Here is a 22,874-nt window from a genome sequence, read left to right on the forward strand (position 1 = left end):
CCGTCGGCAACGGTTTCGGCCAGCCTACGGGCGCCGCGACAAGCTCGCCCGCAAAGCCTCCAGGCGTACCCGATAACCCACGGGAAGCAGATTGATCCCGAAGCGCCGCTCGACCGTACCCCAGATGCCGCGCGGCAGGAACAAGGCAAAGGCAAGCGCCGTCGCCCCCAGGAAAATCAGGTACCACACGCCGGTCGAACCAAGAAAATTCTCTACCAGAAAAAATATGATGGCACCAACGATGGCGCCTTCGAAGGTGCCGATGCCGCCGACCAGCGCCATGAAGATCATGAAGGCCGACCATTGCACCGAGAAGAAGGAGTTGGGCTGAAACGTAATGGTGCTTGCCACCCACAGCGCACCCGCAACCGCCCCGCCAAAGGCTGCCAGGACGTACAGGATGCGCTTGGTGTTCAGCACCTTTACGCCCACGGCCTCGGCCGCATCCGTATCGTCGCGAATGGCCTGGATGGAGGCGCCGATCGGGCTGCGCAATAGCGCAAACATGACGGCCAGAAGCGCGACCATGAAACCCAGCGCCGACCAGTAGGTCAACGCGCGATGCACCGATGGCGAATAGGCCATGAGCTGCGACAGCGACGTGCCGGTTTCGCCGTTGATAATGGGATCGAACATGACAAGCAGCACGGCAAGCTCGGCAACCACCCAGGTCGCGATCGCGAACCGGCCTTCCGTCAGCTTCAGGATGATTGCCGAAATGGGAACAGATAATAGCCCGACGCCCACCGCCCCCACAAGGATGGCGACATATGGATTCAAGCCAAAGCCCGCGAGGCGAATCACAAAATAGGCCCCAAGCCCGAAAAACCCCTGCTGCCCGATCGAAACCATCCCGCCGTAACCGGCCAGGGCATTCCACATTACCGCGAGAATCACGTAAATGAAGAGCCTGGTGAGGCTGCCGATGGCATCCGCGCCCAGGAACATGGGCCCGAAAGCCAGCACAACGAGCGCGACAACGATGGCCCCTATCGCGATCACTGCGGTCCTGGTCCAGCGCTCGATGCGAAGGGCCTCGGTCTGGGTAACGGAACCTGGCATCATACCCATTGCGCCAACCTAGCCTTGATTTGCCCGAGTGAAGGCTTTGACAACACCACTCTGCCTATGACGATCAGCAAAAACACACTATGACCGGCAATCAAGAAGCCTTGCGGGCTCAGCAAGGCGCCAAACGATTGCGCGACGCCCAGTATCATTCCTCCCAGCAACGTCCTCCACAACGAATCGGCGCCGCCGATTTCCGCGGCCTCGAAGGCAAACAGCAGCACCGCCATGCCGGAATAAGGCGTTACCCCGTCCCGCATGACGAGGAACATGCCGGCGATGCCAACAGTTCCCAGTGCAATTGCCGCCGCAATGGCATTGATCTTGCGCGCGCTGATTCCGACCAGTCCCACCGTTGCCGGATCCTCGGAGGTGGCCCGGATGGCCCGCCCCAGCTGGGTCTTGGCCAGGAACAGGCTCAACCCGCCGAATAGCGCCACCGCCACGACAAAGATCAGCACCGCCAGCTTGCCGACGTAGAGGTCGGGCCCGATGGTCCAGCTGCTGTAGGACAATGTGCCGATGTAGGGTGCGAGTGAATGCGGACTGGCGCCGAATTGAAGGAACAGCAGGTTGTTGACAAGAATGGCAAAACCGAAAGTCGCCAGTATGGGAACCAGCAGCCCGAAACGGCTGCTCGGGTCGAGGACGCCTCGTTGGAATCCCCAGCCCAGAAGGGCCATGGCGGGAACGACCCCGATGGCGGCAAGAAAGGGGTTGATGCCCCAGTTGGCGGCAAGCACCCAGAATGCAAAACTGGCAACGACCACCAAGGTCCCGTGGGCCAGATTGATGATGCGCATGACCGAATACATGAACGCGAGGCCGCACGCTATCAACGCGTAATGGCCGCCAAGCAGTATCCCTTGCACCAGCGCGCCGATCCAGTTCATTGCGTGGTCACTCCTTCGCTGCGTGTTTGACGGGTCCCGAAATACGCCTCGATGATCTGCTCCCGACTGAGCTTGCCCACGGCATCCTCGAGCACGACCCGCCCCTCGAGCATGCAAATGACGCGGGTCGCCACGGACAAGGCACGATCCAGATCCTGCTCGACCAGCAGAATGGTCGTAGCGGCGCCCACAAGACGCCCGATCGAGGCATAAACATTTTCCACCGCCGCCGGAGACAGCCCCAGCGACACCTCGTCGAGCAGCAGAACGTCCGGATTGGTGATCAGGGCCCGCCCGATTGCCGCAGCCTGCTGCTCGCCCCCGGAAAGCGTCCCGGCTTTCTGCCTGAGATGCGGGACGAGATTGGGAAAAACGTCGAACACCGAGTCGATGCTCCATGCCCCCTTGCGGCCTGCCGCGTTGGCAAGGGCGAGGTTCTCGTATACGGTCAGGTCCTTGAACAGATGGCGGCCCTCGGGCACCAGTGCGATTCCCCTTTTTACCCGCTGATGGTCGGGAACCGACGTTACGTCGGCGCCATCCAGGACCACCCGGCCCGAGGCAGGCATATGGGCGCCCGCGAGCGCGCGAAACAAGGTTGTCTTGCCTGCGCCATTGGCGCCCACGAACGCCACGATTTCGCTTCGGTCTATCTTGAAGCTCACGTCGCAAACCGCCTGCAGGAGCCCATGGCGCACGTTCAAAACCTCAACCTCGAGCAGGCTCATTGCACGCTGCCTCCGAGGTACGCCGACGTGACCATCGGGTTGGCCATGACTTCATCGGGCTTGCCGTCAGCGATGATTTTTCCTTGATGAAGGCAGACGAACCTGGCCGCTGCCTTTCGCAGCAACGGCACCATGTGTTCGATCCAGACGATGGTAATGCCCCGATCGCTCAGAGCCCGGATCATGGCCAGGAGCTCCATCGATTCGCCCTCGCTGAGGCCTCCTCCGATCTCGTCCAGCAGCAATACTTTTGGCTCTGTCGCGAGAGTGCGGGACAGCTCCAGCCGTTTGCGGTCGAGCAGCCCCAGCTCTTCGGCCCGACGATTGGCCACCCCCAGCATGTCGGTATGGGACAGGGCGTCAAGAGCACGCTGGTACGCCTCTTTGCGGCTTAGGCCATGGGTGTTCACGGCCGCAACGAATACGTTTTCAAATACGGTCATGCCGTTGAATGGGCGGGGAATCTGGTGGGTTCTGACCAGCCCGCGACGGCACCGCTGGGCCATCGACTGGTGAGTCACATCCGTGCCTTCGAAAAGCACTGCGCCCGTGACCGGGCGCAGTGCTCCTACCAATGTGCCAAAAAGCGTCGTTTTCCCGGCACCGTTGGGGCCAATGATGCCAACCAGCTCGCCGGTACGAACTTCGAGGCTGACGCCATTCAGTACGCGGGACGCGCCGAAGCTGACACTGACATCGCAAGCCGCCAGCGCCGGCCCTGACACCAGTCGCGGTGAGACTCCGACCTCGTTGTTATCCGCGACTGCTGCGGTCATAGGCTATAAGGGACAAGCTTGCGTTGAATCGGAACGTTCGGATCTTCTGCGTTGCTGACGACAACCCAATCCAGCGGGAATTTTGACCCCGGCGGCGTCTTCACCCACTGCGCCCCGATCATGGGCGTGGTGGCTGTGTTTGGATATGGACCCTTCTTGAAGTTCACCCTGCCCAGGGTCGTGATCATGTCGATGTTGGGGATCACATCGCGAATCGCTGCATGGTCCGTGGGATTCTTCGCGGCCTTGAGGGCTGCGACCCCGACTTCAAACAACGCCAATGTCGCCCCTTGCTGCTCCGCCCATATCTCGTTTTCGGCCTTCTCGTAGCCGTCGGCCAGCTCCTTCGAGGTTCCGCCGGTCAAGGGTGACTTGTAGGGAAACCCCGGTGCCCAGAACGTTGCCGCCGAGACGTTGTAACCCAGGGGGCCAAGCGCCTCGATCTGGCCGGCAAAACTACCTGACTTGCTGAACTGCGCGATTTTCAGATCCTGCAGGAAATGCAGCTGCGCGGCTTGCCGCCAGAACGCCTGAATGTCGCTCGGCAACCCAACCTCGTTGAAGATCTCGCAGCGCTCACGCCTGAACAGGGCAATCTGCGACGAAAAATCCGTGGTGCCGTCTGCGTATGCGCCGGGGTCGATGACCTTGTAGCCGTTTTTTTCCAGGATCGGCGCGAGATGCCCGCGGAACCCGTTGCCGTCTGCGTCATTGGGGTACATGACCGCGACTTTCTTGTTGGTTTCTACCAAGGGCCACTGCGCAAGGTAGGCATCCACGAATTGCGCAACGCCAAAACTGAAATCGAACGCCCACTTGAAATGCCCTTGCTTGCCGCCGCGCCCGAAATAGAAGGATTCCAGTGGGCAGTCGGTGCCGATACTAGGCACGCCTTCCGCCTCGCACGCGTCCGATACCGGGTTGACCGTCTCGGGCGTCGATGTCGTGAGCATCAGGTGAATGTGGTCTTTGTGGATGAGTTCCCGGGCGAGCTGGCTGGCCCGCGCCGGGCTTGACTGGCCGTCCCGGTCAAGGATCTTGACCGTGTACGTCTCGCCCCCGATGGTGATTCCGTTGGCCAAGGCCTTGCGGATGAGCGACAGCATGTACGGATCGGACTTGTTGAACGCGCCGAGATTGCCTGAACGAGGACTGATGTAGCCGATCCGGATTTCCTTGGCCGGGTCGGGGGCCGCAAAGGCCCGGTGGCTGCGGCCCAGCATCACTGCCGCACCCGCGGCGGCCGTGGCGCCCGCGATAAGTGTTCTACGGCGCGACATGGACTCAGGCAGGTTCTTGTCTGGGCTTGACTCCAGGTTCGGAGCCGGGCTATCTGGCGGTTGTTTTATGCTTTTTGCCTGCTCGCCATTTACTCTTTTACCAACTTTCATTGTGAAACCCTCCGTATCGCTGATTACACGGAACCCGTGCACCAGCGTGTCTGGGGCGGGTTACCTAATGCCTACTGCAAACTCGGTGAGTGCCTGAATTGTAAACCCAATCGACCAAGGTTTACCAAAATTTTCCAGCGTCTTGTAAAACCCACCCAGCCAGGCGTATCGACCCATTGCGCATGCAATGGGTCGAGCAATACGGTAGGCCTGCACAACAGTGCGAGCGACAGAGAGTTATTGATTTTTTTATTTTTAATAGTTAAATCAACAGCTTATAAAGAAAATTACTCCCACTCGATTGTCGCAGGCGGTTTGCTCGATACGTCGTAGGTAACGCGGTTGATGCCGCGTACTTCATTGATGATGCGCGACGAGACCTTCTTGAGCAGCGAGTAAGGCAGCTCTGCCCAATCGGCGGTCATGAAGTCGGAGGTCTGCACGGCGCGCAGGGCCACGACGTAGTCGTAGGTGCGGCCGTCGCCCATGACGCCCACCGACTTGACCGGCAGGAAGACGGCGAAGGCCTGGGAGGTCAGGTCGTACCAGTTCTTGCCGCTGACGGGGTCTTCGGTCTTGCGCAGCTCTTCGATGAAGATGGCGTCGGCGCGGCGCAGCAGGTCGGCGTACTCCTTCTTGACTTCGCCCAGAATACGCACGCCCAGGCCAGGACCGGGGAAAGGATGGCGGTACACCATGGCGTGCGGCAGGCCCAGGGCGACGCCCAGCTTGCGCACTTCGTCCTTGAACAGTTCGCGCAGCGGCTCGAGCAGTTTCAGGTTGAGCGTTTCGGGCAGGCCGCCCACATTGTGATGCGACTTGATGGCGACGGCCTTGCCGGTCTTGGCGCCGGCCGATTCGATGACGTCGGGGTAGATGGTGCCCTGCGCCAGCCAGCGCGCATTGCTGAGTTTGCCGGCTTCGGCCTGGAAGACTTCCACAAATTCGCGGCCGATGATCTTGCGCTTGGCCTCGGGGTCGGAGACGCCGGCCAGCTTTGCCATGAACTGATCCGTGGCGTCGATGTGGACGATCTTCATACCGAAGTGGTCGCGGAACATGCTCATGACCTGTTCGCCTTCATTCAGGCGCAGCAGGCCGTGGTCGACGAACACGCAGGTAAGCTGGTCGCCGATGGCTTTGTGGATGAGCGCCGCCGCCACGGAGGAGTCGACGCCACCGGAAAGGCCCAGGATGACTTCGTCGCTGCCGACCTGGGCGCGGATGCTGGCCACGGCCTCGGCCACGTAGTCGGGCATGTTCCAGTCGCCTTCGCAGCCGCAGATTTCATGCACGAAGCGCGACAATAGCGCCTGGCCTTGAGCGGTGTGCGTGACTTCGGGGTGGAATTGCACCGCGTAGAAGCCGCGCTCTTCGTCGGCCATGCCGGCGATGGGGCAGGAATCGGTGGAAGCCATGAGCTTGAAGCCGGGGGGCAACTGGGTAACTTTGTCGCCATGGCTCATCCACACCTTGAGCATGCCGTGCCCTTCGGTGGTGGTGAAGTCCTCGATACCGTCGAGCAGGCGGGTATGGCCGCGGGCGCGCACTTCGGCATAGCCGAATTCGCGATGGTCGGACCATTCGACCTTGCCGCCCAGTTGCAGCGCCATGGACTGCATGCCGTAGCAGATGCCCAGCACGGGCACGCCGGCCTCGAAAACCCTGGCCGGCACCTTGAGCGAGTCTTCGCTATAAGCCGAAGCGTGGCTGCCCGACAGAATGATGCCCTTCAGCCCCTGTTGCGCTTCGATGAAGGCCGCGTCGACATCGCCCGGATGGATCTCGCAATACACGCCGGCTTCGCGCACGCGGCGCGCAATGAGCTGGGTGACTTGTGAACCGTAATCAAGAATCAGGATACGCTGGTGCATGGCTGGAAAGTCTGTAGGACAAGGCCGGCTCGCGCTTTGCAGACGCCGATCCGGCCGATGGTTTGACATGAATGAAAGAAGCCGGCCATGTGGCGGCCGGCTTCGTGAACGGCATCAATCGGCCCGGTAGTTCGGCGCCTCTTTGGTGATTTGCACGTCGTGCACGTGCGACTCGCGCACGCCCGCCGAAGTGATTTCAACGAATTCGGCCTTGGTGCGCATTTGCTCGATGGAGGCGCAGCCGCAATAGCCCATGGAAGCCCGGATGCCACCCACCAATTGATAGATGATGGCGATGACGCTGCCCTTGTAGGGCACGCGGCCTTCGATGCCCTCGGGCACGAGCTTGTCGGCATTGTTGGCGGGATCCTGGAAATAGCGGTCGGCCGAGCCGTCGCTCATGGCGCCGACGCTGCCCATGCCGCGATACGACTTGTATGAGCGGCCCTGGAACAGCACGACCTCGCCCGGCGCTTCTTCGGTGCCGGCGAACATGCCGCCCATCATGCAGGTGAAAGCGCCCGCCGCCAGCGCCTTGGCCACATCGCCCGAATAGCGGATGCCGCCGTCGGCGATGAGCGGCACGCCCGTGCCTTCCAGCGCCTTGGCCACGTCGGCAATGGCCGTGATTTGCGGCACGCCCACGCCGGCCACGATACGCGTGGTGCAGATGGAGCCGGGGCCGATGCCGACCTTGACACAATCGGCGCCGGCCTCGACCAGGGCCTGCGCGGCTTCCGCCGTGGCGATGTTGCCGCCCACCACCTGAACGCGCGGGTAGTTTTTCTTGACCCAGCGCACGCGCTCGATGACGCCGGCCGAGTGGCCGTGGGCGGTATCGACCACGATGACGTCGACGCCGGCATTGGCCAGCTTTTCGACGCGCTCTTCGGTGCCGTCGCCCACACCGACCGCCGCGCCCACGCGCAACTGGCCCTGGGCGTCTTTGGCGGCGAAGGGGTGTTCGGTGTTCTTGACGATGTCCTTGACCGTGGCCAGGCCGCGCAGCTCGAATTTGTCGTTGACGATGAGCACGCGCTCGAGCCGGTGCTGGTGCATGAGGGATTGGGCCTGCTCCAGCGTTGCGCCTTCGGGCATGGTGATGAGGCGTTCCTGCGGCGTCATGACGTCACGCAGCGGAACATCGAGGCGGTCTTCGAAGCGCAGGTCGCGGTTGGTGACGATGCCGACCAGCTTGCCGCCTTCCACCACAGGCAGGCCCGAAATGCCGTGCTGGCGCTGCAGGGCGATGGCATCGCGCACCTTCATGGCCGGGGTAACGGTGACGGGGTCGATGACGATGCCGAATTCGTGGCGCTTGACCCGGGCCACTTCGCGGGCCTGCTCGTCGGCACTGAGGTTTTTATGGATGATGCCGATGCCGCCCTCTTGCGCCATGGCGATGGCCAAGCGCGATTCGGTCACGGTGTCCATGGCAGCCGAAACCAGCGGGATATTCAGGGAAATGGAACGCGTGAACTGGGTGACCAGGGAAGTGTCGCGAGGCAGGACCTCGGAATAGGCGGGGACCAACAACACATCGTCGAAGGTGAGCGCTTTTTTGATGAGACGCATTAGATAGCTCCGTACGCAAAGCAAGATTATACGCTTATCCGGGCGGGCATCCTAGCGTCCCGCCCTGTGGAACGGCAGGGCATGGGTCCATGAAACCAGCCTGCCGGGGCGCCGCTCCGGGCAAGGAGCGAACGCCCTTCCCGCCGCCTACCCGAGCCAGACCCGCGCGTTGCGGAACATGCGCAGCCAGGGGCTGGCGTCGCCGCCGCTGTCGTGTTCGCCCCAACGCTTGGGCGACCACGACATCATGACGTTGCGCGTCACGCGCTCGGGATGCGGCATCATCACGGTGAAGCGGCCGTCGGCCGTGGTGACGCCAGTCAGGCCGTCCGCGCTGCCATTGGGATTGTAGGGGTAGGTTTCCGTGGGATTGCCCCGGTTGTCCACGAAGCTCAGCACCCGCGCCACATGCGACGCCTTGCCCTGCAGGCCGAAGTTGGCGTAGCCTTCGCCGTGGGCCACGGCAATGGGGATGCGGGCGCCGGCCATGCCTTTGAAGAACAGCGAGGGCGAGTCGGCAACCTCGACCATGGACAGGCGCGCCTCGTATTTTTCGGATTGATTGCGGGTAAAGCGCGGCCAGTGCTCGGCGCCCGGAATCATGCTGGACAGGGCCGCCATCATCTGGCAGCCATTGCACACGCCCAGCGCAAAGGTGTCGGGGCGCGCAAAATACGCGGAAAACTGATCCGACAATTGCTGGTTGAAGCGTATGGTCCGCGCCCAGCCTTCGCCGGCGCCCAGTACGTCGCCGTAGCTGAAGCCGCCCACTGCCACCATGCCCTGCACGTCTTCCAGGCGTATACGGCCGGACAGCAGGTCGGTCATGTGCACGTCCCAGGCCTCGAACCCGGCCTTGTCGAAGGCCCAGGCCATTTCGACCTGGCTGTTGCAGCCCTGTTCGCGCAGTATGGCTATTTTGGGGCGCTTGCCCGTGGCAATGAAAGGCGCGGCAATATCTTCCTGCGGGTCGAAATAGACAACTGGGGCAAAGCCCGGGTCGTCGGCGTTCTTCCAGACGTCGAATTCGGCCTGGGCGCAGGCGGGGTTGTCGCGCCTTTCCATGATGCGCCGGCTGACTTCGCTCCAGTGCTGCGCCAGTTCGACGCGCGGCTTCTGGTAGATGCACTTGCCGTCGCGGTAGAACTGGATTTCGTCCTGCGTGTTCAAACCGCCCAGCACATGCGAATGCGCGGAAAGGCCCGCCGCCCGCAACTGCTGCAAGACGGTGTCGCGCTGCCCGGCGGGAACCTGGATGACGGCGCCGGCTTCCTCCGCAAACAAGGCCTGCAGCGTGATTTCGTCGCGCTGCACCGACACCTGTTCGGGGCGGATCTTGTAGTCGCCCCAATCCGACACATTGGGATCGATGGTCAGCATGTCCAGGTTGACCGACACGCCGACGCGGCCGGCGAAGGCCATTTCGCACACCGTGGCCAGCAGACCGCCGTCGGAACGGTCGTGATAAGCCAGCAAATGCCCATTCTTGTTCAGTTGGCGAATCACAGTAAAGAAGGCGGCCAGCGCTTCGGCATCGTCGATGTCGGGCGCGGACTGCCCCACCTGATTGAACGCCTGGGCCAGGATGGAGCCGCCCAGCCGCTTCTTCCCCAGGCCCAGGTCGACCAGGATCAGCACCGTGGCGCCCGCATCGGTGCACAGTTGCGGGGTGAGGGTCTGGCGCACGTCGGCCACGGGCGCAAAGGCCGTGACGATCAGCGAAACCGGCGACACCACCTCGCGCTTGCCGTCGGCCGCATCCCAGGCCGTGCGCATCGACAGGGAATCCTTGCCCACGGGAATCGACAGGCCAAGCCGCTGGCACCAGTCGCTGACGGCGGCGACCGTGTCGTACAGGGCCGCATCCTGGCCCGGCACGCCGCAGGCCGCCATCCAGTTGGCCGACAGCTTGACGTCTTTCAGCGACTGCACGTCGCTGGCAACTAGGTTGGTCAGCGCCTCGGCCACGGCCATGCGCCCGGAGGCGGCCGCATCCAGCATGGCGATGGGGGTGCGTTCGCCCATGGCCATGGCTTCGCCGCGCACGCCTTCGAAATCCGCCAGGGTGACGGCGCAATCGGCCACCGGCACCTGCCACGGACCCACCATTTGATCGCGGCTGCTCAGGCCGCCCACCGAACGGTCGCCGATGGTAATGAGGAAATTCTTGTTGGCCACCGTGGGGTGGCGCAGCACCCGCTCGACAGCCTCTTCCAGCGGAATGACCGTAAGATCCAGGGCCTGCGAAACCCCCTCCAGGCGCTGCACGTCGCGCGTCATGCGCGGCGGCTTGCCCAGGATGACGTCGATGGGCACATCGACCGGGCGAATGTCTTCGTCCGGCCCCGCCGCCGGCGCCTCGGCCACGCCCGGCAAACCTTCGCCGTTCGTGACGCGCAACTGGCGCTCTTCGGTGGCCACGCCCACCACCGCATACGGGCAGCGTTCGCGGCGCGCAATGATGTCGAAGCGCGGCAGGTCTTGCGGCGACACGGCCAGGACATAGCGCTCTTGCGCTTCGTTGCTCCAGATTTCAGCGGCAGAGAGGCCGGACTCTTCAAGATGCACCTGCTTCAGGTCGAAGACGGCGCCGCGGCCCGCGTCGTTCACGAGCTCGGGAAACGCATTGGACAAGCCCCCCGCCCCCACGTCGTGGATGGCGATGATGGGGTTTTGCTCGCCCTGCTGCCAGCATCGGTCGATGACCTCTTGCGCGCGGCGCTCGATCTCGGGGTTGCCGCGCTGCACCGAATCGAAGTCCAGCTCGACGCTGTTGGCGCCCACGCTCATGCTGGACGCCGCGCCGCCGCCCATGCCGATGCGCATGCCCGGGCCGCCCAACTGGATGAGCAGCGCCCCCGGAGGAATGGGGTCTTTGTGCGTGAGCCGGGCGTCGATGCTGCCCAGGCCGCCGGCAATCATGATGGGCTTGTGATAGCCCCAGCGCCGATCCCCGGCCGTTTGCTCGAAAGTACGGAAATAGCCCAGCAGGTTCGGGCGGCCGAATTCGTTGTTGAACGCCGCGCCGCCGATAGGGCCTTCGATCATGATGTCCAGCGGACTAGCGATGCGCTCGGGGATGCCGTGGGAGTCGTCTTCCCAGGGCTCGGGCGCGTCGTCGAAACGCAGATTGGACACGGTAAAGCCCGTAAGCCCGGCCTTGGGCTTGGAGCCCCTGCCGGTTGCGCCCTCGTCGCGGATCTCGCCGCCGGCACCCGTGGCCGCGCCGGGAAACGGCGCAATGGCGGTGGGATGGTTATGGGTTTCCACCTTCATCAGGGTATGCACCTGGGCCTGGTGGTGGCCATAGGCCGTGGCGCCCGCGGCGGCTTCCGCCCGCGGCTGGCCCGCGTAGAACAAGGTGGCTGCGCCGCCCTGCATAATGGCGGCGTTGTCCGAATACGCCACCACCGTGCCCTCGGGCTGGGCGGCGTGGGTGGCACGTATCATGCCGAACAAGGTGTTGGGCTGCGCCGCGCCGTCGATGACCCACTGGGCGTTGAAGATTTTATGGCGGCAATGCTCGCTGTTGGCCTGCGCGAACATCATCAACTCGACGTCGGAGGGGTTGCGCTGAAGCTGTGCAAAGGCCTGGCACAGGTACTCCACTTCGTCGTCCGACAGGGCCAGGCCCAGCGCGCGATTGGCTTCCAGCAAGGCATCCTGGCCGCGCCCGAGGATATCGACGGTTTGTATGGGCTTGCCCGGCAGCGAGGCGAACAACGGCGCGCCGTCGAAGGCGGCGTCCACCACCGTTTCAGTCATACGGTCGTGCAGGCAGGCGGCGATTTGCGCAAGCTGCTCGGGCTTGATGGTGTGCGCGCCCAGCAGGCCGCGCGCCGGCTTGACCGCGTAGCGGATGCCGCGCTCGATGCGGCGCACCCCCGGCAAGCCGCAATTATGCGCGATATCGGTGGCCTTGCTGGCCCAGGGCGAAACCGTGCCGAAACGCGGCACCACCCGCAGCACCAGCGTATTCTTGTCTTCGGCCGGCGCGCCCAGCCCCTCGCCGTAGGTCAGCAAGGCCAGCAGGCGTTTTTTCTCGTCGGCGCCCAGCTCGGATTCCAGCCACACATAATGCTCGTACCGGCCCTGGATGTCGCCCACCGGCAACCCCAATTGGGCAAATCGCTTCAGCAGGCGCTCGCGGCGAAATGTGGACAAAACACAAGAACCAAGGAAATGCTGAATGGAAGTCACGGTCGGGCGCAGATGAGAGAGGGAATGAAGACTGCCATTTTAACGGGTTAACCCGGGGTGCGCTTGGCGTCAGTCGCCCTGTTCGTCCGCCTCGGGATAGCTGATTTCCAGGATGTCCAGCTCGTCGGCGCCCGCCGGCGTGCGCAGCGTGACCGTATCGCCCTCGCGCGCCTTGGTCAGCGCCCGCGCCACCGGCGATATCCAGCTGATCTTGCCCTGCAGGGGCTCGGCTTCGTCCACGCCCACGATGGTGACGCGGAACTCCTCGCCGGCCTTGTCCGAATACAGCACCGTGGCCCCGAAGAACACCTGGTCCTTATTGGGCTGGGTGGCCGGATCGACCACTTCGGCGATTTCCAGCCGCTTGGTCAGGAAGCGCATGCGCCGGTCGATTTCGCGCAGACGCTTCTTGCCGTACAGGTAGTCGCCGTTTTCAGAGCGGTCGCCGTTGGAGGCCGCCCACGACACGATCTGCACCACCTCGGGGCGCTCTTCGTTCATAAGGCGGGCCAGTTCGGCCCGCAGCTTTTTATAGCCGCCCGTCGTCATGTAGTTCTTGGTGCCGGCCGGCAGGCGCACGGTTTCCGGGCCGAGATCGTCATCGCCCTCGTCGTCGGATTCTTTGACAAACGCTTTGTTCATAACACCAACCGCCACCCATGGAATTCAAATACACAAGATTCATTCTACTAAAGCCCGCCGGATCGCGGATGGGTAATCAGCATTGCCGGCGCAATAGCCGGCCGGCAGTTCCACCACCGAACGGGCGCCCAGGCAAACCGCCATTCGATTGGGAGGCACCCAGGCAACAGTCCTGACAACATCGTGCCGGGCATCCAGAAAAACCAGGTCGATGGCATAAGCCAGCCCGAAGGTGTGGACGGCATGGCAAGGGTGCAGCCACAGCCCCGTGTGCCCGGCAAGACGGGGCAAGGCATGCAGGCCGCGCAGCCGCGCCCAGAACCCGGTTGCGCGATACAGAGTCAGCGGCGTTGCCGCGCCCCGGCCTACCACGACGCCTCCAGCAATTTGGCCGCCACCGGAAAGCCGATAATCAGGAAGGTGCAGGGAAAAATGCAGAAGACCATGGGGAACAGCATTTTCACGGGAGCTTCCAGCGCCAGCTTTTCAGCGCGTAGGAAACGTTCGCTGCGGCGCTGTTCGGCCTGGGCGCGCAACAGAGGCCCCAGGCTCATGCCTAGCTGGTCGGCCTGGCCCAGGGAAGTGGCCAATTGCCGCAAGGGAGGCAAGCCCGTGCGCGCCGCCATGCGATGCATGGCCTCCAGGCGCGGCATGCCGGCGCGCATATCCGCCAGCGCATGGCGAAGCTCTTGCCGCAACGGCCCGACAGGGCCATGATGCGCGGCCTGTTGCAGCGCGCCCTGCAAATTGAGCCCAGCCTCCACACATAAGGTCGTCATGTCCAGCAAGAAAGGCAACTCCCGCAACATATGCCGCTGTCGCGCCGCGCCCTGCTCCCCAAGCCAGTAAAGCGGCCATCCAAAACCAGCCAGCGCGGCAGGCAGGCTGTAGAACACAGCCGTGAAAAAGCCGGGCGAGAAACACCAGTTCAGGACGAGAGCCGCCAACGCGGCCAGCACCAGGGCGGCCAGGCCCTGCATGGCGAAGATGTGCTCGGGCCTGTACAAGGGCTCGATGCCCGCAACCAGCAAGCGCCTGGCCAGGGATTGCCGCCGGCGCCACGAAAGCAGAAGATTGCATGCCGGCGCCAGCGCATTGACCCAGGGCCAGGACAGCCTCAGCAAAAGCCGGGTTTTATCGGTCTCGATAGGCGGGGAACGGCGCGACAGCGGCCCCGTGGCGACCCGCATGGCCAGACAAAGCGACAGGCCGGCCAATATGCAACTTGTCCAGAACAGCATAAGAGGCTCCCAAGACGACCCCTGAAGAAACAGTCTTCGCAATCCATCAAACCCGCGGCTCCCGTGGCAGGCCGAATGGCCGAAACTTCGTTAACCCTTTAAATGGCGATATTGACGATGCGGCGTATGAACAGCACCCCTGCCAGCTCCAGGCCAGCCACCGTCGCCAGCACGCCCCAGCCCGCCGGGGTGTGCCACAGCAAGGCCATGGACTCAGGGTCCAGCCATTCGAGCGCCAAGGCCAAGACGAATGGCAGGGCCGCCACGATCCAGGCCTGGAGCCGGCCCTGGGAAGTCAAGGCCCTGACGCGGCCCAGCAGATGCAACCGGGCCCTCAGGGTGGCGCTGATGCGCTCCAGGGTTTCGGCCAGGTTGCCGCCGCTTTGAACAGCAATGGTCAGCGCCGACGCCAAAAGCCCCATGCCTTCGGTGGGCATGCGCCGGTGCAGTTGCGCCAGGGCCTGCTCGAAGGACACCCCCATGCGCTGCTCGCGCAGCATCTGGCCGAACTCCTGGCCCAGCGGAGGCGGCGCCTGGGTCACGAGGTGGCGCAAGGCCGCCTGCACTCCGGAACCGGCGCGCAGCGCCCCGGCGAGGGAAAGCAGCAGATCGGGCAATTGTTCGTCGAACCGCTGCAGGCGCATTCGTTTCATGCGTGCAAGAACGAAACGCGGAGCAAGCAAGGCGGCTGCCGCGGCCAAAAGCGCCAGCCAGGCATTGCCCGTCGCGACATAGAGGAATACGGCCAGGCCTGCGCAAACCGCCAGGTTGGCCGCCCATAGCTGGGATGGATCCAGAAACAGGAAAAACTCGCTCAGGCGATCCACCGCCTGACGCTGGAACGCGGCGCGATAGTTCTGGAACGCCCGGGCGGCCCAGCCCTGGGCGAACCAGGCGGCCGCACACACCGAGATCGCGACCGCAAGCATGGCAACGGCTGTCAGCAACATGGCTTCCCGACTCCTTCATCTGTATTGCCTAGTTCCAATGTGCGGTTTGGTGAAAAACCTCGGCCCAAGGGCCGAGGCTTGCGCTTTGGCGCGTGGTCAATTGGCATACTTCACTTCAACGCCTGAAGACGCCAAAGGCGGGAACGCCGCCGACGCCTCGTGCAATATGGAATGCTCCGAAAACAGCTCGGCACCCAAACCGGCCCGTGCAAGATCCTGGGAAGAAAAGCATTCGGGCATGGCGCCGCAGCCGAAAAACGCATGGGCTTGCCCCGCCTGTCCCTCCCTGTACCGGAACAGTTCCTGAGTCTGGATACGCCCGCTTTCCATGCCGGTGACCTCGACAATGGCCGTGACGACGCGCCGGCCGTCGCTTAATCGCGCCTGCTGCACCAGAATATGAATGCTTGCCGAAATGTGTTCGCGCACAGCCTGCAGGGGCAGATCCATGCCGGCCATCAAGATCATGGTTTCCAGCCGTGCCAGGGCGTCACGCGGACTATTGGCATGCAGCGTGGTCAGCGACCCTTCGTGGCCCGTATTCATTGCGCTCAGCATGTCGAAGGTTTCAGCACCGCGGCACTCGCCGATGACGATGCGGTCCGGCCGCATGCGCAGGGCATTGCGCACCAGATCGCGGATCTCGATTCGGCCGCGCCCTTCCAGATTGGGCGGCCTGGCCTCCAGGGCAACAAGGTTCTGATGCGCCAGCCGCAGTTCGGCGGCATCTTCGATGGTGACGATGCGTTCGCCGGCGGGTATGCAGTTCGAAAGAATATTGAGCAAGGTGGTCTTGCCGGAGCCTGTTCCACCCGAAACGATGATGTTCTTGCGCTGTACGACACAAGCCTGCAGGAACTCGCCCATGGCAGGGCTAAGCGCCCCCACCGCCAGTAAATCCTGCATCTGCAGGCGGCGTTGGGGAAACTTGCGTATGGTAAGGCTTGCGCCGCGCAATGCAACGGGGGGGATCACCGCGTTGACGCGCGACCCGTCGCGCAGCCGCGCGTCCACCATGGGCGAGCTTTCGTCGATGCGGCGCCCCAATGGCGACACAATGCGTTCAATGACGCCCAGAACAGCTTGCTCGCTGCTGAAGGTCATGCGATGGCGCCTGAGCCGGCCAGCCGATTCGACATAGATCTCATCGTGGCGATTGACCATGATTTCGCTGATTTCGGGGTCGTCCAGAAGAGGCTCCAATGGCCCCAGACCCACGGCCTCGTTGACGACTTCCTGAAGCAACCCCCGCCGATCGACACTTTCCGGCAATTCGTGATCGTCCTGGATGATGTTGGACAAAGCCGCCGTGGCTTCGGCCCGCAGCGCCGCATCGCTCATGCCGGCGATATCGCGGCGGCGCAAGTCGAGCGCCTCGAGCAACTCCGCATGCAGCCGGCGCCTGTGCTGCAATAAAGAAACCTCGGCCGCGGGCGTAGCGCCGGACACCTCGGCAACGCTCTGTTCGCGGGCGCCCTGGAACGGGTTTGGCGACGCCCACATTTGGCAGGTTTCGAGGGTCTGAGCGTCATGTCCGGCTGCCAGGCCAGACGCCCCGGCCGGCTGCTTTGGCAGATCGGGCAAAACAGCCAGCGCTGCGGCGCCAGGGCCTGCGCGCACGCAAATCAGGCAAGGCCCGATGACGATTTCGTCACCGGGGCACAAAGGCCCATAGCGGGTAATGCGCGCCCCATTGACCCAGGTGCCCGAAAGCGAGCCAAAGTCTTCGATATAGGCGCCGTCCTCGCCCTGCTCGAGGCGGGCGTGGTGCCTGGCGACGCGCCATGACGAAAACCTGAGGTGGCTTTGCGTTGCGCGCCCGATATCGCAAGGCAGCGCAACGGCCTGCATGCGCGTGGCGCCGCCTTCGAAACGCAATTCAAGCTCCAGCATGGTTTATTCTCCAAAACGTCGCGGATTGCCGGGGCGGCCGCCAGCGCCTTCACTCCATTGCGAACCCTTGCCCCGATACGGGTTCCAGCCCGACGATGCATGTCCGCCGGACGGCTCGGGCAAGGCGACAGGAGCTCGCACCGGTACGTTGATGAGTTCATTCGCCTTGAACGTCGTGTGCAGGATTTCGTTGGCGTGGCGTATGCGCTGCATCAGATCGGGATGGTCGGGAACGACCACGATCGGCGTCACGAAAATCGCCAGCTCGGTTTCGCTGTGCTGAAAACGGGTGGATTTGAAGAGTTCGCCAAGTACGGGAATATCGCCCAGGCCCGGCAGCTTGCTGACATTGCGCGACTCCTCGCGCGACAGGAAACCCGCCAGCACCAAAGTTTGACCCGAGCGGACATTGAACTCGGTCGACGCCCGGCGCGTCTTGAGCGACGGACCATTGGGAACGGACAGGGTGGTATCCACGGAACTGACCTCGACCTCGATGTGCGAGCGCACCGCGCCGTTGCGCTCTATCTGCGGCGTGATGCGCAGCGATACGCCATAAGGCTTGAAGACGGTATTCGTGTTTCCGTTGGCGTCGGTGGTGGAATAAGGCACCTCGCCTCCGGCGAGGAATTCGGCGGTCGCCCCGCTTCGCGCCAACAGCTGCGGTTGCGCCAGAACGACTGCAGTTCCTGTCTGCGCCAATGCATCGATTCGGGCCGACAATACCGCATTGATACCAAAATAGCCGGCCATGGCGGCCCCGGAATAAGGCAGGAGCACGACGGATTCCCCGGGCCGCTCCGCCAGCTTTCCAGAGCCGGCGTCCCAGGCCAGTCCCGCATTGAAACCGCCCTCGGTTTCCCGTCCCCAGCGCACGCCCCACTCCTGCAATTGAGAGCGCGGCACCTCGACCACCTGGACATCCAGGAGCACCATGTGGTCCCAGCCCACCTGGCTGGTGAAATCGAGCAATTGCGGATAGCGCTTGCTCAATGCCGCCACCCTCTCACGATCGCCATCGGACAAATCGTCGCCCTCGACCAGCAGCTTGTCGCCCACCGTGGAAATGCGCACATTGGGAATGCGTTCCAGCACCTGGCGCAATTCGTGCTGTATCTGCCGGGAGCCTTCGGGAGCCACCTCGACCTGATAACGATGGCGCTGGCCGTTGGCCGACCAGATATGCACCGCGCTTGCCCCTTCGTGTCGCGCGAACACAATGACCTCTTTTTCTTCCGTGGTGACGGCATTGAGCACGTGGCCATCACCCACGGCAACCCGAGCCACATCAGGCACCGCCAGCACCTTGACTTCGCCCACCTGCATCCGCAGCAAGACTTCGGAGCGTGCGCCTGCGCAAGGACTCCAGGCCAGCGACGCCGATATGCCGAACACAACCGCGCACAGAAACGCCTTCATGCCGCGTCACTCTTCATCGAACCCGGAGGCGCCATGGAGGGAATAGCCCGATTCGGACAATACCTGCGGCGGCTCGAACGCGAAGAGATCGCGCAAACTGGAAAGCTGCGGATCGGATGCCGGCGAACCCGACCTGCCCTTTTGGGCGCCAAGCCACGCACTGACAAGCTCGGGGGTGTACGGCAGGTTGAAGACGCCGTTGTTCGAAGGTGCCGCGCGGCCTGCACTGGAGGGGCGCAGGGCCGGTACGCTGCGTGCGGCCTGATTGCCATAGATGACGGGCGCCCTCTTGGGCTTTGCCGCAATAGCGGGAGCAGCAGCGCCAACACCAATAAGGCTGGCAAGATCGCCGCGTACCGCCCTTGGGTCGGAACGGTGGTCGTCGGGACGCCGCAGCAAGGCGGTAATGGTGCCGCTTTGCCTGGCTGCCACCAGCTTGATTGCGTCTTCGGGAGAAGTATCGAGAGTTACTGTGGAATAGATCTCGGCCGCGGATCCGGGCCCATCGCTGCCTGGCCGGGTGTTGCCGCCGGTCGCCAACACCAGCACTCCTTGCAATAGCGGTGCAGTAACGCGCCGGCGCTGATGCTCGAACGATACATACAGATCGATGAAATCGCCGGGTTCCAGCAGCCCGGACACCGAATTGATGGCATCCACCGGCATCGTAATTGCCCGGCGGCCATTGCCGAGCTGGTCTGAAAACGGAGCGCTGCGCGCGCGTGCCGTATGCACCGGCAATATGGGATCGCCCGCGCGCAACGGCGCAACCAAGGTATGGCCCAATAGACTGGAAAAGCCCTCGGGAGCAATGCTGCCGCTGGACACCAGGGCGGCGGGCATCTGGCGGACCGCCAGATGCTCGGTATCGAGCCTGGTGCCCGCAGGCAGATCGAACGCGGCCACCACGCGCTGCGCCATGGGAACCTTGGCGTCGTGTTCGATTTGCAGGATGCGGTTTTGGATGTGCTGCCGGGCCGCCCATGCCGCAAACAGGCCCGCCGCTACGGCCACCAGCAACATGGCCAGGGAACGATTGAAAACGGGCATGCGCACGAGTTGTCTCCTGTACTTGGATTATTCAATGTGTTGCAGGAACACGGCGCTGTCCGGCCCCATGGGCAGGGAGGCCACAAGCAGGCTGGACGACGCCCGCCGCCAGACCTCGGCCCGGGGCCACCAGGCCATTTGCGCCTCATGCTGCCAGCCGCTGCTGCGCAAATGCCGCTGCAGATAGGCGGTGAAATCACCGGCGGACAGCGAGGCGCCATAAACCTGTTGCATGACCCGCCTGCCGTCCACCTCGGACTCCTGACTGAACCGCAGTCGCGCACTTTTCGAAAGCCACGGAAAAGCTTGCCCGGAACGCTTCTGCAGCAAATGCTCCAGCTTTTTCGGGCTGATCTGCAATATCGAAACTCGTCCGTGGGCGCCTCCGGCGCGCTGCTGGATTTCCGCAAGCCAATGCCAGTCGGCGCGAATGCCCGTAAGAAGAACGCTGTTGTTGTAGGCAATGACCCGTTGGAAACGGTCGCCATGCCCGGCCAGCTTTTGGGCCGTCGAAAACAAGGCGGCGGATGACGAAAACTCGCGCCAGTGGATGGGAACGCCATACACATGCGCGGCTTGCGGCTCGGCCCAGCGAAAGCGCTCTGTGTCCATGCCGGCAAGTTCATTGAGCGCACCGACATCGGCACGCGCCGGCGTACAAGCCAACAGCAATATTCCCATATACAAACAGAACACCGAAAGCGGATTCATGGCAGCCCCCCTGTGCCGGCGGAAAAATGCTGTTCCGGAACCATGCCTTGCCAGGCCCCGAGCCAATCGAATACCGGAGCCGGCCGCTTCCACGCGCCTTCCACCCCGACTAGCGCGGCGGCAATCTGCCGGCCAAGGGCGGAAGAAGCCGCCGTGGCATCGCCCCACGCCAATGCGGACTGTCCAACCCGGGCCTGGGTATCGCGATCGCCCGACGCATGCCCCGCGCCCGACAAAATGGCGGTATGACGAGCCAGCCTCGGATAGTAAGCGTCGAACTGACGCAACCCCGCCCCAAAAGACGCGTCCGGCAGGGAATCGGCCGCGCCCACCGCCTGCGGCGCAGCGATGACGTGTGCCGAAAATATGCCCGGGTCCTCAAGCCGCCACTCGCGCCGAAGGCGCCGGGCATCGGCATGATCGCCGCCCGGCTGAGCCTTGGAAGAAAGCTGGGCATCGCGCACAACCTGCAGCGTTACCTCGCTGCGCGAAGCGCTTAATATTTCGTGTCCCCGCCTGTCCCGCCATTGACGGCCCGGCCCCATGAAGAACGACTGGCGCACCACGCCGGCCGGCCGATAATCCGGGTGACGAGCCAGGGAAAATGCCGCGTATCGGCTGGCATGAGAGGCTTGCAAGGCCATATCCTGGAAACGCAACAGCCACGCGCTTCCAATCCACAACGACAACAGGGCCAACATAACCGCCATCCCTTCCAGCAAGGCCTGGCCGCTTTCCCCATGACCGCGGGCATGAGTATTGAGACGCCCGGCGCCGCGACGGCGAGTACGGCGTATTCGGGAATTATTCATGGCGCCGCTCCGATCCGGACTGTGATGGCACACTTGAGTCCAGCCTGGCCTGCCAATATGGGTGGAACAGGCTGGGAAGTTCGTGGCGCCCGTCTTGCCGGGGATCGGGCCTTGCGAAAAAAGTGGCCGCCGCGCTGTGCGTGACAACGGTAAGCCCCTGCGGCCCGGGATGCTGCAGCCTGACGGCAAACCGCAGCGCCTCGCCCCGGCTGCCATCGGCGCCAACGTCGATGTAGTCGGCAAGCCCGCGCCCAGGCCAACTTGGGCGGCCGGCAACCGCCCTGGAGTTGGCCAGAGGGTTGGCGTCGCCGAACACAATGTCCCATTGCGTTGCCTGCTGAACCCAGCGCCAGAAATCCTGGGCCGAAAAGTCCTCGGGTGGATCATCGACATGCGGCACGCCGGCCGAAGCCTGCCGGTCGGGCGGGATCCAGCCCCACCCCATGGGATATTCGCGGTAGTAGCAGCCTATCCATTTATTGGATCGCAAGGCATGGAAGGACTGGGTATCCAGCGACTGCCAGCGGCCCGAGGCGTCGAGCTCGGTTGCGCCGCGCCGGCGCAATTCGTGGCGCAGCCAGGGGCAGCGCGCCTGCACCACCCATGGATTGCTTGCCGTGTGGTTGCGCGGCCCCAGGAATTTGTACATATTCGCGGCCTCGACGATGAAAGGCCGCAGTATTTGCCGCGCCCCGTACCGCCGAACGTAGCCCTCCCAGTTGTCGTCGCTGATGGAGAGGTCGAAATTCGAGGATTCGGGATAGTGCTGTCCCAGGACGGCCCGGGCAGCCGCCAGCCTTGCCTGCGGCACACTGGCGACGATTTCGTCCTGGACGGCAGCCAGTACATCGTGCACGGTGCGGTCGTGCGCCGCATAGGCGCCGGCCAGGCTGCCGTGGATGGCCGCAAGGTTTTCCATGCCGGAGGCCGAGCTGGCCGCCAGATAGGCCGCGCCATGGTCGGCGCCGAACAGCATGGCAATGAGATATGCGGGGGGATTGCCCGTGCCAAGTTGACGAGCCTCGGTACCGCCAAGACTGGCCCACGACCCCAGGGTGACCAGATGCGCCATGGCCACCTGATGCCCAACCTGGGCACGATTGATGTAGGACAGCATGTTCAGGGCTCGGGCCTGAACCAGAGCCGCGCTGTATGCGGCCGCATCCAGGCCGTGCAGTTGCCTGGCCTTGGCGGCCACAACCTGCCCAACGGCAAAATAGCGCAGCAAGGCCACAGCCGCCACGCCTGCAAGCAACATGCCCAGCACCAGGGCCTGGCCCTGCTGCCTGCGGCAAGCCTGGCGCCTGCGCGCGGCGGATTTCATTGCCCCGCCCCCGCATTGCCGGTAAAGGATTTAAGGCTTTTGGCCGCGGTCTGCGCCGCCGCAGATTCGGCGGCCGACTGCGCCATGCGCGACTGCTCGGAGCCGTCTTCGCCGGCAAGTTCCTTGGCCATGGCAGCGGTTTGCGAACGCACCACCTGGCCAAAGGTTTGGTAGACGGCAATGGCCGCCACCGCCACCAGGGCCACGATGATGATGTATTCGGTCATGCCCTGACCCCGCTGTCTTGGGTAAGCTTTGCGCACCGCCGCCTCCATGATTCCACGCTACGAGGCTTGCAGTTTGGCCCACCGCTGCCAGGACCACAAT

At 63.5% G+C, this 22,874-nt stretch carries 19 protein-coding genes; all 19 read right to left on the reverse strand.

Annotated elements, in window-relative coordinates:
• Positions 1–24 precede the first annotated feature (24 nt).
• On the reverse strand, positions 25–1,065 hold the full coding sequence (locus VNT00_RS01585) for a branched-chain amino acid ABC transporter permease (protein ID WP_325583820.1): 1,041 nt from the start codon (positions 1,063–1,065) through the stop codon (positions 25–27).
• Positions 1,062–1,961 (reverse strand): branched-chain amino acid ABC transporter permease, encoded by a 900-nt coding sequence (locus VNT00_RS01590; protein ID WP_325583822.1) that lies wholly within the window; start codon positions 1,959–1,961, stop codon positions 1,062–1,064. The genes VNT00_RS01585 and VNT00_RS01590 overlap by 4 nt, the downstream gene beginning before the upstream one ends.
• Positions 1,958–2,689 (reverse strand): ABC transporter ATP-binding protein, encoded by a 732-nt coding sequence (locus VNT00_RS01595; protein ID WP_325583824.1) that lies wholly within the window; start codon positions 2,687–2,689, stop codon positions 1,958–1,960. Before VNT00_RS01595 ends, VNT00_RS01590 begins: the two co-directional genes overlap by 4 nt.
• Positions 2,686–3,465 (reverse strand): ABC transporter ATP-binding protein, encoded by a 780-nt coding sequence (locus VNT00_RS01600; protein WP_325583826.1) that lies wholly within the window; start codon positions 3,463–3,465, stop codon positions 2,686–2,688. Before VNT00_RS01600 ends, VNT00_RS01595 begins: the two co-directional genes overlap by 4 nt.
• Positions 3,462–4,856: an ABC transporter substrate-binding protein gene (locus VNT00_RS01605; RefSeq protein WP_325583828.1), complete on the reverse strand. Its 1,395-nt coding sequence runs from the start codon at positions 4,854–4,856 to the stop codon at positions 3,462–3,464. Before VNT00_RS01605 ends, VNT00_RS01600 begins: the two co-directional genes overlap by 4 nt.
• 287 nt (positions 4,857–5,143) lie before the next feature.
• A complete protein-coding gene (gene guaA, locus VNT00_RS01610; RefSeq protein WP_325583830.1) occupies positions 5,144–6,730 on the reverse strand; it encodes a glutamine-hydrolyzing GMP synthase in 1,587 nt (528 codons plus the stop codon).
• A 114-nt stretch (positions 6,731–6,844) separates the two neighbouring features.
• Entirely contained in the window at positions 6,845–8,305 is a 1,461-nt protein-coding gene (gene guaB, locus VNT00_RS01615) for an IMP dehydrogenase (RefSeq protein WP_325583832.1), read from the reverse strand.
• 147 nt (positions 8,306–8,452) lie between these two features.
• Positions 8,453–12,505, reverse strand: coding sequence for a phosphoribosylformylglycinamidine synthase (purL, locus tag VNT00_RS01620; protein ID WP_325583834.1), 4,053 nt, complete (start codon positions 12,503–12,505; stop codon positions 8,453–8,455).
• 69 nt (positions 12,506–12,574) lie between these two features.
• The gene (greB, locus tag VNT00_RS01625; RefSeq protein WP_325583836.1) at positions 12,575–13,147 is read right to left on the reverse strand and encodes a transcription elongation factor GreB; all 573 of its coding nucleotides are present in this window, start codon (positions 13,145–13,147) and stop codon (positions 12,575–12,577) included.
• Positions 13,148–13,186: 39 nt separating this feature from the next.
• The gene (locus VNT00_RS01630; RefSeq protein WP_325583838.1) at positions 13,187–13,519 is read right to left on the reverse strand and encodes a DUF192 domain-containing protein; all 333 of its coding nucleotides are present in this window, start codon (positions 13,517–13,519) and stop codon (positions 13,187–13,189) included.
• Positions 13,513–14,388: a type II secretion system F family protein gene (locus VNT00_RS01635; RefSeq protein ID WP_325583840.1), complete on the reverse strand. Its 876-nt coding sequence runs from the start codon at positions 14,386–14,388 to the stop codon at positions 13,513–13,515. The genes VNT00_RS01630 and VNT00_RS01635 overlap by 7 nt, the downstream gene beginning before the upstream one ends.
• A gap of 98 nt (positions 14,389–14,486) precedes the next feature.
• Positions 14,487–15,338 (reverse strand): type II secretion system F family protein, encoded by an 852-nt coding sequence (locus VNT00_RS01640; RefSeq protein WP_325583842.1) that lies wholly within the window; start codon positions 15,336–15,338, stop codon positions 14,487–14,489.
• A 96-nt stretch (positions 15,339–15,434) separates the two neighbouring features.
• Positions 15,435–17,231, reverse strand: coding sequence for a TadA family conjugal transfer-associated ATPase (locus tag VNT00_RS01645; RefSeq protein WP_325583844.1), 1,797 nt, complete (start codon positions 17,229–17,231; stop codon positions 15,435–15,437).
• Between the two features lie 3 nt (positions 17,232–17,234).
• On the reverse strand, positions 17,235–18,650 hold the full coding sequence (locus tag VNT00_RS01650; RefSeq protein ID WP_325583846.1) for a type II and III secretion system protein family protein: 1,416 nt from the start codon (positions 18,648–18,650) through the stop codon (positions 17,235–17,237).
• Positions 18,651–18,656: 6 nt separating this feature from the next.
• Complete coding sequence (gene cpaB, locus VNT00_RS01655; protein WP_325583905.1) at positions 18,657–19,700, reverse strand: Flp pilus assembly protein CpaB; 1,044 nt, start codon at positions 19,698–19,700, stop codon at positions 18,657–18,659.
• 27 nt (positions 19,701–19,727) lie between these two features.
• Positions 19,728–20,411 carry a hypothetical protein gene (locus tag VNT00_RS01660; protein WP_325583848.1) on the reverse strand — a complete coding sequence of 228 codons (684 nt, stop codon included), beginning with the start codon at positions 20,409–20,411 and terminating at the stop codon, positions 19,728–19,730.
• The gene (locus VNT00_RS01665; RefSeq protein WP_325583850.1) at positions 20,408–21,223 is read right to left on the reverse strand and encodes a hypothetical protein; all 816 of its coding nucleotides are present in this window, start codon (positions 21,221–21,223) and stop codon (positions 20,408–20,410) included. The genes VNT00_RS01660 and VNT00_RS01665 overlap by 4 nt, the downstream gene beginning before the upstream one ends.
• Positions 21,216–22,547, reverse strand: a complete 1,332-nt coding sequence (locus tag VNT00_RS01670) for a hypothetical protein (RefSeq protein ID WP_325583852.1) — start codon at positions 22,545–22,547, stop codon at positions 21,216–21,218. Before VNT00_RS01670 ends, VNT00_RS01665 begins: the two co-directional genes overlap by 8 nt.
• Entirely contained in the window at positions 22,544–22,822 is a 279-nt protein-coding gene (locus VNT00_RS01675; RefSeq protein ID WP_325583854.1) for a hypothetical protein, read from the reverse strand. The genes VNT00_RS01670 and VNT00_RS01675 overlap by 4 nt, the downstream gene beginning before the upstream one ends.
• Between the last annotated feature and the right edge of the window lie 52 nt (positions 22,823–22,874).

It is taken from the genome of Eoetvoesiella sp. (assembly GCF_035555955.1).
In the GTDB taxonomy this organism is placed as follows: domain Bacteria; phylum Pseudomonadota; class Gammaproteobacteria; order Burkholderiales; family Burkholderiaceae_B; genus Eoetvoesia.

Bases quoted from the DNA above. Each gene is read 5' to 3' on its own strand.
- VNT00_RS01585 (WP_325583820.1), bottom strand. From the start codon at position 1,065: ATGATGCCAGGTTCCGTTACCCAGACCGAGGCCCTTCGCATCGAGCGC.
- VNT00_RS01590 (WP_325583822.1), bottom strand. From the start codon at position 1,961: ATGAACTGGATCGGCGCGCTGGTGCAAGGGATACTGCTTGGCGGCCAT.
- VNT00_RS01595 (WP_325583824.1), bottom strand. From the start codon at position 2,689: ATGAGCCTGCTCGAGGTTGAGGTTTTGAACGTGCGCCATGGGCTCCTG.
- VNT00_RS01600 (WP_325583826.1), bottom strand. From the start codon at position 3,465: ATGACCGCAGCAGTCGCGGATAACAACGAGGTCGGAGTCTCACCGCGA.
- VNT00_RS01605 (WP_325583828.1), bottom strand. From the start codon at position 4,856: ATGAAAGTTGGTAAAAGAGTAAATGGCGAGCAGGCAAAAAGCATAAAA.
- guaA (WP_325583830.1), bottom strand. From the start codon at position 6,730: ATGCACCAGCGTATCCTGATTCTTGATTACGGTTCACAAGTCACCCAG.
- guaB (WP_325583832.1), bottom strand. From the start codon at position 8,305: ATGCGTCTCATCAAAAAAGCGCTCACCTTCGACGATGTGTTGTTGGTC.
- greB (WP_325583836.1), bottom strand. From the start codon at position 13,147: ATGAACAAAGCGTTTGTCAAAGAATCCGACGACGAGGGCGATGACGAT.
- VNT00_RS01635 (WP_325583840.1), bottom strand. From the start codon at position 14,388: ATGCTGTTCTGGACAAGTTGCATATTGGCCGGCCTGTCGCTTTGTCTG.
- VNT00_RS01640 (WP_325583842.1), bottom strand. From the start codon at position 15,338: ATGTTGCTGACAGCCGTTGCCATGCTTGCGGTCGCGATCTCGGTGTGT.
- VNT00_RS01645 (WP_325583844.1), bottom strand. From the start codon at position 17,231: ATGCTGGAGCTTGAATTGCGTTTCGAAGGCGGCGCCACGCGCATGCAG.
- VNT00_RS01650 (WP_325583846.1), bottom strand. From the start codon at position 18,650: ATGAAGGCGTTTCTGTGCGCGGTTGTGTTCGGCATATCGGCGTCGCTG.
- cpaB (WP_325583905.1), bottom strand. From the start codon at position 19,700: ATGCCCGTTTTCAATCGTTCCCTGGCCATGTTGCTGGTGGCCGTAGCG.
- VNT00_RS01660 (WP_325583848.1), bottom strand. From the start codon at position 20,411: ATGAATCCGCTTTCGGTGTTCTGTTTGTATATGGGAATATTGCTGTTG.
- VNT00_RS01665 (WP_325583850.1), bottom strand. From the start codon at position 21,223: ATGAATAATTCCCGAATACGCCGTACTCGCCGTCGCGGCGCCGGGCGT.
- VNT00_RS01670 (WP_325583852.1), bottom strand. From the start codon at position 22,547: ATGAAATCCGCCGCGCGCAGGCGCCAGGCTTGCCGCAGGCAGCAGGGC.
- VNT00_RS01675 (WP_325583854.1), bottom strand. From the start codon at position 22,822: ATGGAGGCGGCGGTGCGCAAAGCTTACCCAAGACAGCGGGGTCAGGGC.